The organism is Sphingobacterium nematocida (genome assembly GCF_900168125.1).
Taxonomy (GTDB): Bacteria; Bacteroidota; Bacteroidia; order Sphingobacteriales; family Sphingobacteriaceae; genus Sphingobacterium; species Sphingobacterium nematocida.
Window position 1 is genome coordinate 87129 of sequence record NZ_FUZF01000013.1, and the last position, 16503, is coordinate 103631.

The following is a 16503-nucleotide window of genomic DNA, read 5'->3' on the forward strand; positions in this document are numbered from 1 at the left end:
TTTTTACGAAGAAAGAATTTAATTATGAACAGAAAAAGTGTAATAGCTATAGCGATATCGGCAGTGATGGCCTTCTCCTTTTCATCCTGTAAGAAATTTTTGGATGTATCGGATGAACTGGCAGAGGAACTGGATTATGAAAAGGTATTTAACGATCCGAACAATTTGCGCAGATTTCACCGAGTGGTGTACACCGGTATTCCAAATACAGCTGAATTTGCGCGTGACCTCACAGGTACAGGTCTGCCTTGGCCACAGATCAGTGATGAGATTGAGCGGGCACAGGGTGCGGATTTTAATTTGATAGCCTTTAATTCTTCGCATACGGTGTACGGACGCTGGAACCTCTACTACCAATTGATACGCCAGGCTAATGTATTCTTGGAACGGGCGAAGGCTATTCCTAAGCAGGGAGATGCAGATTATGTATCGGATGAGGAATTGTTTGAGCTGCAGACGCAGGCGCGTTTCTTTAGAGCTTATTACCATTACTTGCTGTTTGAGCAGTATGGACCTATCCCTATCATGGATTATCTGGCTGACCCTAACAACCCCGCACAGTCGGACTTTGCGCGCAACAGTGTGGATGAAGTGGTCAAATTTGTGTATGACGAAATGACCTACTGTGCCGATGCGCTAAAGGATCCGGACCTAACTCGAACAGAGCAGCTGGGTGTGCCTACCAAGGGAACGGCCCTAGCAGTACGGGCACGCCTGATGATGTATGCGGCCAGCCCTTTATTTAACGGTGGTTTTGCAGAAGCCCTACAGGTAAAAAATCCAGATGGTAAGCAACTATTTCCGGCAGCGGATAATACGAAATGGACGGCCGCTTTGAACGCGATGCAGGCATTTATCGACTATGCCAATACCGGTTATTATGAGCTGTATAAGGTAATGAATGGAAATACGATCAACCCGGATGAGAGCCTATACGGCATGTTTATGAGCATGAATAAGGAGGTGATCTTCGCACGGACGAATGGCGATTTCGGAAATGTATCGGCTAGAGCGGGCGTGGATGGATGGAACCTGCCGCGCGGTGCACGTAACGGGACGGCGACAACGGGGTATATAGCCGTAACGCAGGAACTGGTTGATGATTTTCTGATGCGGGATGGGCTGACGATCGACGAGTCGCCCTTGTATAAAGAAGCCGGATTTTCGGCTGCCGGTGATGACCCTACAGGGCGTACCGAGATAGGTACCTACCGTATGTGGACCAACAGGGAGCCGCGTTTCTACCGTACGGTATTCTACAACAAGCGTAAATGGCACGTGGGAGGCGAGGTAATCACTTTTCATCTGGGAGGCAATAGCAGTAATAACCAGACAACAGACTATGCGCGGACGGGATACCTGATGTATAAGCGGATGAGCCGTAGGGTATATAATCTTAGTCCGAATCCGTTCTTCGAATACAGACCGGCAATTATCCACCGTCTGGCGGAATTCTACCTGCTGTACGCGGAGGCATTGAACGAGGTAAATCCCAATGACGCACGCATATTGGAATATGTGGACAAGGTGCGGGAGCGGGCAGGGGTACCGGCACTTCGTACCATAAAGGCAAATATCATAGGGAATCAGGCTGCACAGCGTGAGGCTATACGACGGGAAATGCGGATAGAACTGGCGACAGAGGGACAGCGCTACTTTGACGTGCGCCGCTGGATGTTGGCCGAGACCGATGGTTATAAACAGGGAGGACCTGTATACGGGATGAATATGAATGGCAATGAGGCTAATTTTTACCAACGGACCAAAATAGAAGATAGGATGTTTACAAAAGCGATGTATCTGTATCCGATCCCATTGACACAGATTCAAAATAGTAAATTGTTGGTTCAGAATCCTTTATATTAATCAGGTTTTTATGAAAACAGATTTAAAGATGAAGAAGATATTATTTGTGAGCCTATTGGTAGGCACACTTTTTAGTTGCGATAAGCAGGATTATCCAGAAGATTGGAAGCCGGGAAGTGGTGAATTGACTATTCAGATGGATAAGACCTCGATCAAGCAATCCGAATTTTTTACCTTACAGTTTGGCGGGTATGCCGATAGTATAATGGTATATGATGGTACACTAGGACACGAGTATAGGTATAAAGATCGTACCGCAATGGAGGGGGTAAAACCCAAAGTGTCTTTTACCAGCTATATGCAATGGGGAGCACAGACTAACTCGCTATCGGTACTGGTATCTACAGACTTTGCGGGGGGTAAATACGATGCTACCGAGATACAGGCGGCTACCTGGACAAATATTACTAACCGCTTTACCTTATCAACAGGCGCTGATAATACGGTCTCGGGGGAAGTGAATCTAGCTGATCTCGTAAAACCGGGAAAACAGATGTATTTTGCCTTTAAATATGAAGGCAAAACAGGATCTACACAGCGGCAGTGGACGATAAAAAACTTTGTGATCAAAAATGAACTGCCTACAGGGGTGGTGCAGGATGTCGTAAACACGGCATCGGCCGGGTGGAAACAGTATAGTGTTGCCAATAGTGCGAAGGTATGGACATATAATACCACACAGGTGGGAATAGAAGGAGGAAATGCTACTTCGGAAGATAACCTGGACTGGGTAATCACGAAGGCGCTTGACTTTACAAAGGTTGCGCCCGACCAACCGTCGCATATGCTGAAAACTAGGTTTGAAAATATGCTGCAGATGTACCGTGTAGGGTATAAGTCTCCAGGGCAATATAAAATGACTGTTATTGGTAAGGAAAATGCTGGCAAAGAAACAAGTAAATTGGAAAAAGATGTTACGGTACAGGCAAATTAAAATGGCGCTGATAGGCTCGCTCGCGATAGGGCTACTGGCCTGCTCGCCTGGAAGCGAGTTGCCGGATCGCAAAGATCCAACGAAAGAGAATCCCATAGAAAAACCGAAAACGAAAGTGAGTGATTTCATTGATCGGTATAAGTTGATCTGGTCTGATGATTTTGAGGGAACGGTGTTGGATACAAAAAAATGGAAGTATAGAGCGGAAGGTTCGGTGAGAGGATTTGCAACAGTGTCCAGAGAAACAATATCGCTGGATGGAAAAGGTAATTTGGTTATACAGACGTCCAAAAAGGATGGGAAGTATTATGTGGGACAGGTAACTACCGATGGAATATTTGCCCAAAAATTCGGGTATTTTGAATGTCGTGCCCAAGTAAATAAGTACTTAGGTACGCATTCTGCATTTTGGTTGCAGACCAATACGATGGGAATAGAAAACAATGATCCACGAAATAACGGGACGGAGATAGATATCTTTGAATACCATAGGAAAACCTCAAATCAAGTACATCACAATTTGCACTGGAATGGCTATGGTGTGGGACATAAAAATGTGGGGGTGGCGTTGTCGTCTCCGGGTATAGATACAGGTTATCATACGTTTGGATTGTTGTGGACGGATAAGGAGTATATCTTCTTCGTAGATGGTGTGGAAACTTGGAGGACTTCGGAGGCGCTATCGCATATAGCTGAATACATTATTTTGAGTACGGAGCTTACGGGCTTTGGAGGTAATCACCTTCACGAAAATTATCCGGATAGCATTTTATTCGACTATGTGAAGGTCTATGTTGAAAAATAAAGACAGGTATAATTGGTGATGATTTAATTTTCATCACCAATTTTTTTTAATCGAAATCAAAGAAATCGGATAGAAAGGATTTCTTTTTGCGAGGGTGCTGCTGGTTGTAGCCTCTGCTATCTCTCGGATCTCGGGAGTCGCGGTGATCCCGCTGCTCGTACCGATCGCCTCTATCGTAGTGGCTGTCGCGTGGACGCTCTTCATAGCGTGGTGCGGATGCTACGGGAGCCTGGCTCTGTGCCGACGCATAATCCATAAGCTTGTCTAGCTCGCCCTTGTCGAGCCAGATGCCGCGGCAGCTCGGGCAGTAATCGATCTCGACCTGATGACGCTCGGTCATCAGTAATGTTTCATTGCAATTTGGGCACTTCATATGTTTTTTGTTTTGTTGACGTTTGTAAAATATAAACGGCAAGCTAAGGATTTTGGTTTGTTCCTCCGCCTACCGTTTTAAATTTTTACCGTTTTTTAACGTTAGCCTTTGCGATGTCTGTAAAATTCATCTTTTAGACTTTGGTATTTCTCTTTCCACTCTGCAGACATCTCGGCATGTTTGTTTTTTATGCCCTTGAGCTGGAATGCTAAGAAACAGGCCGAGAAGCCAATGGCTGTAATGGCCAGCCCGGTCCATATCACTAAGGAAAGGCCTGCAAATGCAGGGTTCCATATGAGGATAAAGCTAAAAATAAGCCCCAATACGGCCCAAGCGGTCATCCAGCCCCAGTTCTTGTTGCCGTAATTTTTCAGGTCGAAGGAAAAGGACATGAGTTGTATCGAGCGGAACATGACGTAAAAGCCTACGATAAAACTGAGTGTAGTGGCTGATAGCAATGGATTGCTGAACAACAGTATGCCGAATAGGGTATAGAGTATACCGCCAGTGAGGTACCAGCCCCAACCCTCGATCTCGTCCTTATTCTGCAAAGCGAAGACAATTTCCAGTACACCGGAAATAATAAAGGACCACGAGAAGAGAAGTGTCAACGCTAGAAAAGAAGCTACTGGTGTGCTGATGGTATAGAAACCCAACAGGATCAGTAGTATCCCGATGATCAAGGGGATGTACCAGTGTTTTACGGAGTTCCGGATGGTTTTGAAAAATGAATGTTGCATAATAAATGATTTAAGGTATGGAATAAACAAAAAACGAGGCACATGGTTTTTAACTAAACACCATGGATCTGGAAGATGTAGTCTAAAAGATACGAATTTAATACAAATCGGATTGAATGTTTTTTATATATTGCACATTATTCGAACTCAATTATATTTTATTTTTTGGTTTTTGGTATCTTTTTTGTCTAGGTAGATCCAGTTAATCGTTAATAAAGAAAGTTAATGCAGGGGAAAGTTGTTGTGCGCTGACCTGCAGTTAGATAGTGACCTGAGACTTAGTTTTGTAGTATATACATGATAGATATTTGGAGAGAGGGGCTGCGGATGAACAAGCCGCGCTGGGTGATCTTGGTGATCGACCTGTTATTGATGGCTGGGGCATTTGTCGTCAGTTTTGTTTTGATCTTTAAAGAGCGTAATGGAATAGAGACGCATAATCTGGTAAGTATGCTGGACCGCATGCTGGGGCAGCTCGCTCTGGTAGGTAGCATATACCTGTTGTGCTTTCTGGGGTTCCAGACTTATCGGTCGGTAATACGTCGCACCGGCATCCGCGACCTACAGCAGGTGGCCATAACGGTGTTTGTAGCTTTGGTACTGGCGGTGACCGTGACGCACCTGATCCATTGGCAAATAAAATCATGGACTTTTTTCGTGCCTATAGTACCTTTTTCGGATACGCAATTGCTTTTCCATGCGTTTATAACCGGATTCAGTATGTCTTTCGCGCGGGTGATCTATCGAGCGCTTTACCACGAATTGTTGTGGAACCGTAAAGACAACCGTATTCCGGTGATCTTATTCGGGGCAGGTAATATGGGGAATACAACGTTCAACTTCATCCAGTCAACTTCTAGAAACAAATACCGTATCGTAGCGATCATGGACGATAACCCGACGCGTATCGGCAAACGCTTGCAGGGATTTAAGATTCACGATGTAGCAAAATTGGATAAAGATTTTGTACAGCAATACGGAAATGCGCATGAACTGATTATCGCTACGGATCGAAATGCCCCCGAGCGTCTACAGCGGGTCGTGAAACTGGCGGAGCCTATTCCACTGATCGTCAAGATAATTCCGGATAGTGCGCGCCTGATGGCGGGCGAGGTGGCTACCCGACAGATCCGAAGCTTACGTATAGAGGATTTATTGGGACGCAAAACCATCGACCTGGATAACCCGGTAATACAGGAGGAAATGTGCAATAAGGTGGTCTTGATCACCGGGGGGGCCGGATCGATCGGATCGGAGTTGGTCAGGCAGATCGGCCGTACGGGATGTGCAAAATTGATAGTGCTGGATCAGGCGGAGTCTGCGCTGTATGAGGTACAACAGGAATTGCAGAGTTATAAAGGAAGTGATCGTTTTGTATTTGTGGTGGGGAATATCCGTAATGAGGCTTTCATGCAGCGTATTTTTGAAAAATATAGTCCACAGTATGTGTTCCATGCGGCAGCGTATAAGCATGTGCCGCTCATGGAGGCAAATCCCTACGAAGCGGTGATGACCAATGTGTGGGGCTCCTGCAATGTGGCTCAGCTTGCTGATCGCTATGGCGTGGAGAAGTTTGTGATGGTATCTACGGATAAGGCAGTGAACCCCACGAATGTGATGGGCGCTACGAAGCGCGTGGCCGAGATAATTGTGTCCTGCATTAATAAAGAGTCGAAAACCAATTATATCGTGACACGTTTTGGAAATGTGCTGGGCTCGAATGGCTCAGTAATCCCATTGTTTGAAAAACAAATGCTCAAAGGGGGGCCGCTGACCATTACGCATCCGGATATTACGCGTTATTTTATGACTATTCCAGAGGCCTGTCAATTGGTGCAGGAGGCGGGAGTGATGGGTGCTGGCGGAGAGGTATTTGTATTTGATATGGGTCAGCCGGTGAAGATTATGGACCTGGCGAAGCAGATGATCCGACTGAAGGGGTACAACTACCCGGAGGATATAGATATCAAGGTGGTGGGGCTGCGCCCGGGGGAAAAGATATTTGAAGAGCTCCTGGCGAATGGGGAGAATACCGAAAAGACGCATCATGAAAAGATTATGATCGCCAAAGTCAATCCGCACGATATACATCTCAAGAAGCAGAAAATCGTGGAGCTGTGTGAACTGGTGAAGGCGGCAGATCCCGAAGACCATAAGATGGAGCTGGTAAGGCTGATCAAAGATATCGTGCCCGAGTTTAAATCGCAGAACTCGGTGTTTGAAAGGCTGGATAGCTAAGCCGATCGAGAAGTAAAATTTTAGTATTGAAGTCGTTACGATTGGGTGGCGGCTTTTTTTTGTTTGTTATGGTTTCGAATCTTGTAGGTGATTATTGAAAGATAAGTTAATTTCTTCTTGTTGTTTGTGTTTTATTTCTCTTTACTGGGTTTGAAGTGTTTTTTTTGTTTCTTTTTGTTACAAATAATTTCATTATGAAAATTTAATGTAAACATAATATATGTTGGTAAATCGTTTTATCATTTAAAATACAGCGTAAACATGGTTTAGTTAACTTAAAATTTTTAAATACTTTTAATATCGATTTCTTTTTTTTAATAAAGTTTACCGATATATGCTCCGGAAATCCTGAATTATTCAAATAAGACTATTAACTAAATGAAGCAAACTTTACTATTTCTAATGGCGTTGTGTTCTATCTCACTGGCCATTGCTCAAACTGGCCTGACAATAACAGGTACAATAAAAGATAATCTAAATCGACCTATCTCCAACGCTTCTGTGCTGATAAAAGGTACTAACGTAGGGACGGAATCGGATGCCGGTGGTAACTTTGACATTAAGTCCAATTCCAACAACGTTACGTTGATCATCAGCGCTGTAGGGTATGAAGACCAAGAAATAGGAGTGAAAGACAGTAAGAAGCTGAATATCATCCTGGCAGATAAAGAGATCGGGCTGGATGAGGTGGTCGTGATGGGATATAATGCCGTCGAAAAACAACACGTTGCTTCTTCTGTGGCGCAATTGGATATGACGCAGACCAAAAGTAGACCGATTATGAAAATGCAACAAGCGTTTAGCGGTACCATCGCAGGAGTGACCATGATGCAGGGCAACTCGTTGCCGGGTAGTACCTTTGGGGGGATAAATATACGGGGTATTAGTACTTTGCAAAACGCCGCTCCATTGGTCCTCGTCGATGGGATGGAGATGGATATTTCGGATTTGGACCCGAATCAGATCAAGAGTCTCACCGTATTGAAGGATGCGGCATCGGCCTCTATGTATGGATCGAGGGGTGCCAACGGGGTAATTGTTATTGAGACGGAACGCGGTACTACGGGGCAATTTAAGGTAAATGTGAATGCCTGGTCTGGTTTTAATAAGGCTATCGATCTCCCTGATTTTGTAAATGCCGCTCAGTATATGAGACTCAACAATGAAGCCCGTGGGTACCAAGGGCAAAGTTTAACCTTTACGGATGAAGATATACTAAAGGCACAAAATGGCGAGATAAAATCGGTTGACTGGATGAAGGAGGTGATGCAGAAGACTTCTATGACACATAACCAATCGGCAAATATAGCCGGTGGCGGTGGAGTCGGTACGTTTAATCTAATGCTTGGCCACCTTAAAGAAACTGGACTGAATAGTGTTGAAGGCTCTCAAAAGTTTACGGCACGCTTCAACACAAATGTCAACATAGCCAATAAGTTTGTGTTGTTGGCTGATTTTTACGCACAGCGCCTACAGAATGACCGTCTCTTGGCGAATGACGATGGAAACGGACTATACAAGATCGCATGGCGTATGAACCCCACACAACAGGTATATTACGATTCGGATATTCCTGAACATTACATCCTGCATAATGACTTGAATCCCGTAGCGAGAATTAACAGGGGGGGAATAAAGAATTATATGCACGATAAAAGTGCGATAAACCTGCGACCTAGATACAATATCAGCGAAAAGGTGAACATTGAAGGAAACGTATCGTATCATGTCAGCAAATCGGCGCATAAGGAAGAAGTGAAATCATTCAAATATCTGGATGCTACGGGTAAGCCTATTCAAATCGTATCGAATGCGGTGAAGGCGGAACAGGGCGTGAGTGAAAGCCAATTGACGGCACGTGCTCTAGTAAACTATACAGACAACCTGCGAGGAGGTAAGGATAAAGTTTATTTTACCGCAGGTACAGAAGTAATGGACTTGACTTATACCGATTATAAGCAGATCTCTAAGGCTTCATTTTTTGGTAAACTAAATTATTCCTTTGATAACCGGTATATACTGGAAGTTACGGGAAGGGGAGATGGTAGTTCAAAATTTGCTCCAGGACATAAATGGGGCTTCTTCCCGTCCGCAGCGGTAGCGTGGAATGCACACAACGAATCTTTTATGGAGGCTATCAAAGAAATCGGAGCGATTTCAAACTTGAAATTCCGAGGATCGTACGGTTTGATCGGTAATGAAAATGTAGATCCTTACCTCTGGGAGGAAGTGGTCAACAACTACGGTTGGACAATGCGTGTCCCGAATCCGAATTTCTCCTGGGAGAAGCAAAAACAATGGAACATAGGAGTGGATGTAACGACGCTTAAAAATCGGTTGACCTTTACAGCGGAAGTTTATGACAAATTTTCGTATGATTTGATATACTCGAAGTTTCCGGTGCCGCCATTGACAGGATCGCATACGCTGACCACCTCCGTGAATATTGGTGAGGTGAGAAATAAAGGCTTTGAGTTATCTGCAAACTGGAACGATAGAATAGGAAATGTGGAGTATACAGTAGGAGGAACTTTCTTTGATAATAAAAATGAAGTGCTAAAAGCAGGATACAGTAGTAGCGATACATTGGTATTTACTGATAATACCGATAAGATATGGTACAAAGGAATCTCCATTGATAACTATTATGGGTTTGAGACGAATGGTTTCTTTGCAGATGCAAATGATGTAGCAAATACAGCTGCTAAAATGCCAAATACATTGCCTGGTGATATCAAATATGTGGATCAGAACGGTGATGGTTTGATCAACGATGCGGATCGGGTATATCTCGGAGATCCTTCGCCTCGCTACAACTATAGTGTTAACCTGAGCTTGAGGTATAAGGGATTTGATTTTAGTGCGCTGGGACAAGGAGTGGGTAAACGTACGGCTAGGCTGGGAGGTCAAGAAGGATATCCCGTACTGGTAGATGGATCGACCAATGCATTAGGAGCGCCACGACAGTATTATGCAGATAATCGGTGGACAGCAGAGCATCAAAACAGTCGATTCCCAAGAGTATGGACCGGGACTAGTACGAATACTTACCTAAGTGATGTGTGGCTGGGGAATGCTGCTTTCTTTCGTATAAAAGTGCTCCAATTAGGGTATACATTTAAAAATATCGGTAAGGCTTTTCATAATACAAGAATATATGTGAATGCCCAGGATGCTATAACCTTTACGAAATGGGAAGGTTTGGAGCCAGAGAGAAACGGTGGTGATGGTAATTATCCACGTATGGCTACCTATACGTTTGGAGTGTCTACAAGTATTTTTTAAGCTTAAATGATGATGAAGATGAAATTTAAAAGATCAAAATTAGTATATATATTGCTTGCTTCAGCGACGCTTTCAATGTCGGGTTGTGAGAAATTTTTGGATAAGACTGACCCTACGGCTACAGACTTTGTGGAGTTCTTTAATACGGAAGCAGATATTCTCCGGGTGATCTATAGTAGCTACTTAGATATGTTTTCTAACCCGACCAATAGATCGAATATCTTCTATATGGAAGAGGGTAAGTCGGACAATGCGTATAGTCGTTTAGAAGCGGATAATCACCAGAAAATCGCTAACGGAAATATCAACTCCAATACACAGGCTTTTCTGACTTACTATCAGTTGCATATGAAGCATCTAGGACGTCTTAACACCTTTATTGCGAATATGGATGTCCCCTATGTGGAAGATGAGGCGCTGCGCACAAGGTATAAGAGTATCTTGGAAGCTCTGCGCTGCTGGCATTATTTTAAAGTGACAAGCCGCTGGGGGAATGTGCCTTTCTTTTTAGAGCCTGCAGATATTGAATCGGCACTGCAGCCGGCAAAACCGAAGGAGGAGATCTTGGAGGTACTGTTTCCGCTAGCAGAAGAAATCGCAAATAGATTGCCTGAAGAAACCTATACTACCAATGCTTATTTCTTTAATCAATACTCCTTTAAAGCCCTTATCATGCGCTATGCGTTGATCAATGGGCGTTACGAATTAGCAGCGCGCTTAGCAAAAGAGGTGATGGATAGTGGTAAATACCAATTGCATCCAAAATTTGGGGATATTTTTAACTATAAGGCGGATAAAACTAATAACGAGTTTGTTATCCGATTTAATAACGAGAGTAGAGGGACGAATAATCCGGTTACTTTTACCCATATGGCACCACAGTCTAAGACCGGGCCAGGACAGTCGCATCTAGTACCATTGAAGGGGTTGATAGATGCGTATTGGACTAAGCAAGGAAGGCCAATTGATAAATGCCCCCTGCATACAAAAGAAGAGTATGAATTGAATCCGAAATTAAATAGAGATCCTAGGTTTGCTGAAAGTATTTTCATGCACGGCGATAGTTTCAACGGAGAGGTAATAGATGTCTATAACGCAAATAGTGCGCAGTATTATGAAAAAGCACGTGCTAGCAGATCTGGATTCTGGTTTAAGAAATGGGTAGATCAGGCCGATGCGGCTAAGACCTCAGGAACAATCGATCTTGGCGTACTGCGCTATGCTGAAGTATTATTGACGTATGCAGAAGCTAAAATCATGATGAATGATGTGGACGATTTGGCGAAAAAGTGTATTAATGATGTACGTAAGAGAGCCGGCTTGGATATGACAGTAGCAGATGTAACATTGACCAATAAAACACAACCTGAGTGGATCGAGCTGATACGTAATGAGAGGCGTACTGAATTGGCGGGAGAAGGACTGCGCTATGATGATATTATCCGTTGGAAAATCGCTGAACAGGTGATGAATCAGCCAGCTCTTGGGCATAGCCGTATAGTCAATGGAAATAAAGAAACGCTCAAGGTTGAGGATCGGTCTTTTAAACCAAATAACTATGTTTGGCCATTTCATGAGAACAGTTTAAAAGTGGAACCGGGGCTTACTCAGAATCCTGGATATTAATTAACAAAAAGTGTGTAGAAGGGGCATCTCAATTATGGGATGCTCTTTTTGTGTAAATCGCAGAACTCGGTGTTTGAGCGATTGGATAGCTGTGTTGATTTAAGATCGCTTCGTAGTCTCGCGATGACGACGATCCGTTAATTTTTAGACACCTTCTTTTGTTTTTGCATAAAGTCACTGATACTTAGTTATATAGCTTATCGTTTCTCGGTTTGGACTAAAAAATCTATTCCGCTCGGATATAGAATGGCTTAATAATTGTTTAGGGTTGCGTATTAAAAAGATAGAACTATGAAATATCTATGGATATTCCATCCCGAACAGTCGGGACAAGATAATGGCAGTTGAAAATTAAATTAAATATATATGAACAAATTTATGAAAAGAAACAGTTTCCTAGCTGTATTGTTTTTTGTCTGTGCGAGTGTACTATTTGCAAGTTGTAGTAAAGATGATGACGGACCTAGTGCTAGCGGTATTGATGAAGCAGTAAGTACATATGTAGGTACACTTAAAGTATTTGGAGGAAAAGAATACTATAATGCCGAAATTAATGTGACTAAAGTAGATGATTCGCACCTGAAAATCACAGCAAAGGCAGGTGAAGAGTATTCTGTAGTGGCTGCAAAAACTATGAAAGTAGAAAGAAACTATAATGTATCTATAAACACGCTTGTGGAGCCTAACGGAACTTTTTTGTATAGTATAGCGGATAAAAATATAGTGATGTACACACAAAAAACACAAGAAGGGGAGATTACCTATTCTTTTGAAGGTAAAAAGAAATAATAAACTAAGCTTAATATTAAGAGAAATGTCCTGATTGTATCAGAACATGCAGGTGTCGGTATAAAACCGACGCCTGTTTTTTTATTCGATAAAAATTTCGGCCGAACCAAACGGTATTTGATTTGTTCGTCAGTAATGGAATTCAGGAAAAGAACACAATTCTTTTTACCCCGATGGAGCAAATGGTTGATCGGAATTTTTGCCGGTCTACTGCTGGCCGGCATACTACTCAGTTGGTACTTATCCCGGCATTATAAAGATATTCTGCGCGACAAGATCAGCGAAAAAGTGCATAGCGCATCTCGGGGACTGTACCATGTAGAAATGGATGATTTGGAAATTAACCTGTTGACAGGATCTGCACAGGTGAAAAGACTTCAGTTAATAGCGGATACGGCAGTCTATGCCGCACTGAAAGCCCAGAAAGAAGCCCCTGAAACCCGTATTGACCTTATCACCAATAGCCTGAAAATAGAACATTTGAATCTATGGAAGATGCTAGTGATCAAGAAAATCAGTGTGGGCGCGATTAAAATCGACACTCTAAATGTTAAAATCGTAAAGGAGATATTGCCTTACGAAAGAAAGGATACCAGCGCTATGGATCTGTATGCTCGGATCAAAGATTCGTTTAAGGAACTAAGGATTGATCAAATAGCACTTACAAGTTTGAATACGGATTATAGCGATGAATCGGGAAAGGCCCCGCTAAGATTGAAAAATGGGGCTATACAGGTAACAGATTTCCTTGTTGATCCTTATAGCCGCGCAGATAGCAATAGGGTATTTTACAGTGAGCGAATCCAATTAACATTGCCGGGATTTAATTATTCAATCCCAGAGAGCCCATACCGACTGGCATTTGATAATTTTCAATTAGATAGTAAATGCAGATCGGCCTTGCTGCATAAAATACGCTTGGAACCGAAAATCTCAAAGGAACAGTATTTTCGAAATGATAAACAGAATAAAGCATTGATCACGCTGGAATGGGATACGCTACGGGTCAAAGACTGGGATTTGGGGCTTCTGTCTAGAGAAGGTAAAGTACATGCTAAACAGGTGTTTTTGAGCAGGGGTGCTGCGGTGTTCAGAAAGGATCGGAGATACCAAAAGGATAATGTCAATAAAATCGGTGAAGCTCCGCACCAGCAAATTATGAAACTGCAGCAACTGATCCGTGTGGATACGGTTCATGTAGACCGATCCTTGGTGCAATACCGGCAGATTAATGAGAAGGGGACGGATGAGGGAATAATATCCTTTGTGAATGTACATGGTATAATAACCAATATGACCAATGATAGCACCCAACTGCGCAAAGACAAGTATATGCGGGCAGACCTAAAAGCAATGTTGATGGGAAAGGGCCCATTGCACGCTCTCTTTGGCTTTGATATGCGGAGTAAGGATGGAGCGCATACCTACAAAGGAAGCTTGGGGCGTATGGATGCTTCTGCATTTAATTTGATACTCACGCCTTTACTCAACTTAGAAATAGCTTCCGGAAATATTAAGGGTATCCGCTTTGATATGAAGGCTAATGATTCGGGCAATTGGGGAGATTTTCGCTTTGATTATGATGATTTTAAGGTTAATATATTCGGTGGTCTAGCGGAGGGGGAAAGAAAGAAAAAGGGGATTGTATCTTTCTTTGTCAATAAATTTGTGATCAACGATAGTAATCCCGATGCGAATGAGGTATATCATATCGGCAAGGTAAATCATACACGGGTACCTGAATATTCGCATTTTAAGACGATATGGAAAAGTCTTCAGGATGGGATAGCGCAATGTGCGGGGATCGAATCGAAGTGGCTGCGCGAGAAGATGTAAGATAACTAGGCTAAATTAACATTGGGATAACATTGGGATGGTATCTTTGGCACAGATTGGATTTTTAGATAAATGTGTATACCTTTATCCAGAATCTAAATTGTCTGCGGTAATTGCTGGAGATCATGATAACAAGCGTAAAGGATATATTGGTACAAATCAAAATGGGTGACAGGGAAGCCTTCAGGTCGCTATATGATACGTATGCACCATTTGTATTTGACCTAGGGTATAAGCTTCTTAAGGATTCCGGGCTTGCCGAAGAGATGGTGCAGGATTGTTTTGTCAAAATATGGGCTACCCGTAGTGAGATACATGAGGATCAAGAGATATGGCCACTCATCTATGTTATAGCTAAGCGTCTTTGCTTTAATCAATTGCGGCACGCCCGTGTCGCTAGAAAATATCTTGTCCAGGTGGACGATGTACTAATCAACGATGTGGAGCAGCGTCTAAACGTACGTGAATTGGAAAACCAACTGGAACATTCTATAGAAAATCTGCCCGAGCAGCAGAAAAGGGCCTTGAGATTGAGCCGTATGGATGGTTATACCCACCAGCAGATAGCGGTAGAGATGGGAATATCTCCAAATACAGTCAAAAATCATATTACGCAGGCACTCAAAAATCTAAAAAAGACACTTCCCCAAGCGGATTATAACTATTTAATGCTAGTGTATGCCTTATGGCTTATAGCATCTGGCATATAGCCAATAGCTTTTTAAAAAAAAATACATCTTCAACTAGTCCTATCGCCCGACTTAGGTGTACTGGGTATAATAACTAATTTCAATAAATTGGACAAAAATAGATTACAACTTCTTTTTAATAAATACCTGAACGGCACACTGGACACATCGGAAGAGGAAGAGTTTGATGCGATGATGGCTACGTTGGAAAATTCTGAATTCTCAAATTTAGTAGATGAGTCTATTGAATTACGGGAGAATGTCGATTTTGAACAGGAAAGCGTCTACCAAAACATTGCCGCGAAAATGGAGGAGGAGGATAAACCTGCCGCGATACGATCGCTGTACGCTAAATGGAAGCAGCTCGGCAAGATTGCCGCTGTGCTTCTATTAACCGGATTGTTAGGCATAGTGACCTACCGGATGTGGAATGGCGAATCTACAGAAGGGAATTTGGTAACTGCCCTATCGCTGGAGCAAGCAAAAGATATGGAACTGCCTAAAGAGGATGCATTGATCACGCTGGCCGATGGGAAGCAGCTGTCACTGGCAGATGTGGGCAAAGATACATTGCATTACAAAGGGTTGACATTGCTACGAGATGGAAATGGAACAATTGTGATGGGACAGGATGAGGCGGCGGATTTTTTTAATGCGAATGAAAAGCATCGTTTTGTGGCGCCTAAAGGCGTGATGCTCCGTCTTATGCTCCCGGATGCTTCGATCGTAAATCTCAACTCAGATTCGCAAATAGAAATCGCAGGCACGTTTGGCAAGAGACAGCGGGAAGTAGCGCTCGAAGGTGAGGCTTTCTTTGACGTGGCACACAATAAAGCTTTGCCATTTGTAGTACATGCTAAGAATGCAACCGTCACGGTATTGGGTACACAATTCAATATGTCGGCCTATAAGACGGATAAGGTGGTGGCGACTACGTTATTGTCGGGCTCGGTTCGGGTGGGAGCCGCTAATAGGGAAATACATATAAAACCGGGACAGCAGGCCCAGGTGAATCTCTCGGCTACAATAGAATTGAAAAATAAGGTGAATATGAGCGATGTATTGGCATGGAAGGAAGGGTACTTTCGATTCAGGGATGCGCCGATACGGAACATAATGGCTGATCTGGCAAAGTGGTATCCTATAGAAGGAGTTGAATTTAAAGCGGGTTCTACCGATCGATTTACAGGGAGTATACAGCGCTCCAAGAAGCTGAGTGATGTGCTGGCTAGTATAGAACAAGTATCTGATTTACGTTTTGATATTCAGGAAGGGAGGGTAGTGGTGATGAAGTAGGACGAAAATCAAATCAGGAGAAGAGG

Annotated in this window: 12 protein-coding genes and 1 pseudogene; 10 read left to right on the plus strand and 3 right to left on the minus strand. The window is 43.2% G+C overall.

Annotation, left to right across the window (positions count from 1 at the left end; translation table 11 throughout):
* Positions 1-24: 24 nt before the first annotated feature.
* The 3 genes from B5X76_RS14230 to B5X76_RS14240 are packed head-to-tail and all read left to right on the plus strand — an operon-like array spanning position 25 to position 3605.
* Positions 25-1866, plus strand: a complete 1842-nt coding sequence (locus tag B5X76_RS14230) for a RagB/SusD family nutrient uptake outer membrane protein (RefSeq protein WP_079643996.1) — start codon at positions 25-27, stop codon at positions 1864-1866.
* A gap of 28 nt (positions 1867-1894) precedes the next feature.
* The gene (locus B5X76_RS14235) at positions 1895-2800 is read left to right on the plus strand and encodes a DUF5017 domain-containing protein (RefSeq protein WP_176141084.1); all 906 of its coding nucleotides are present in this window, start codon (positions 1895-1897) and stop codon (positions 2798-2800) included.
* Positions 2778-3605, plus strand: a complete 828-nt coding sequence (locus B5X76_RS14240; protein WP_176141085.1) for a glycoside hydrolase family 16 protein — start codon at positions 2778-2780, stop codon at positions 3603-3605. The genes B5X76_RS14235 and B5X76_RS14240 overlap by 23 nt, the downstream gene beginning before the upstream one ends.
* A 33-nt stretch (positions 3606-3638) precedes the next feature.
* On the opposite strand, the gene B5X76_RS22275 is transcribed toward B5X76_RS14240, so the two are convergent.
* The 3 genes and pseudogenes from B5X76_RS22275 to B5X76_RS14250 form a co-directional block, all read right to left on the minus strand.
* Positions 3639-3809, minus strand: coding sequence for a hypothetical protein (locus tag B5X76_RS22275; protein ID WP_245801046.1), 171 nt, complete (start codon positions 3807-3809; stop codon positions 3639-3641).
* A gap of 103 nt (positions 3810-3912) precedes the next feature.
* Positions 3913-3978, minus strand: a pseudogene (locus B5X76_RS22470) (zf-TFIIB domain-containing protein); the annotation flags it as partial.
* Positions 3979-4079: 101 nt separating this feature from the next.
* Positions 4080-4718: an HdeD family acid-resistance protein gene (locus B5X76_RS14250; protein WP_079644004.1), complete on the minus strand. Its 639-nt coding sequence runs from the start codon at positions 4716-4718 to the stop codon at positions 4080-4082.
* Positions 4719-5045: 327 nt separating this feature from the next.
* Here B5X76_RS14250 and B5X76_RS14255 point away from each other — a divergent pair, with 327 nt between their 5' ends.
* The 7 genes from B5X76_RS14255 (at position 5046) to B5X76_RS14285 (ending at position 16477) form a co-directional block, all read left to right on the plus strand.
* Positions 5046-6956 (plus strand): polysaccharide biosynthesis protein, encoded by a 1911-nt coding sequence (locus B5X76_RS14255; RefSeq protein WP_262507910.1) that lies wholly within the window; start codon positions 5046-5048, stop codon positions 6954-6956.
* Positions 6957-7334: 378 nt separating this feature from the next.
* Positions 7335-10241 (plus strand): SusC/RagA family TonB-linked outer membrane protein, encoded by a 2907-nt coding sequence (locus B5X76_RS14260; RefSeq protein WP_079644008.1) that lies wholly within the window; start codon positions 7335-7337, stop codon positions 10239-10241.
* A gap of 18 nt (positions 10242-10259) precedes the next feature.
* Positions 10260-11867: a RagB/SusD family nutrient uptake outer membrane protein gene (locus B5X76_RS14265; protein WP_217699660.1), complete on the plus strand. Its 1608-nt coding sequence runs from the start codon at positions 10260-10262 to the stop codon at positions 11865-11867.
* 378 nt (positions 11868-12245) lie between these two features.
* Positions 12246-12656, plus strand: a complete 411-nt coding sequence (locus B5X76_RS14270; RefSeq protein ID WP_176141086.1) for a hypothetical protein — start codon at positions 12246-12248, stop codon at positions 12654-12656.
* A gap of 135 nt (positions 12657-12791) precedes the next feature.
* Positions 12792-14492 (plus strand): hypothetical protein, encoded by a 1701-nt coding sequence (locus B5X76_RS14275; protein WP_079644011.1) that lies wholly within the window; start codon positions 12792-12794, stop codon positions 14490-14492.
* 125 nt (positions 14493-14617) lie between these two features.
* Complete coding sequence (locus B5X76_RS14280; RefSeq protein WP_079644013.1) at positions 14618-15202, plus strand: RNA polymerase sigma factor; 585 nt, start codon at positions 14618-14620, stop codon at positions 15200-15202.
* Positions 15203-15289: 87 nt separating this feature from the next.
* On the plus strand, positions 15290-16477 hold the full coding sequence (locus tag B5X76_RS14285) for a FecR family protein (protein WP_079644015.1): 1188 nt from the start codon (positions 15290-15292) through the stop codon (positions 16475-16477).
* Positions 16478-16503: the final 26 nt, after the last annotated feature.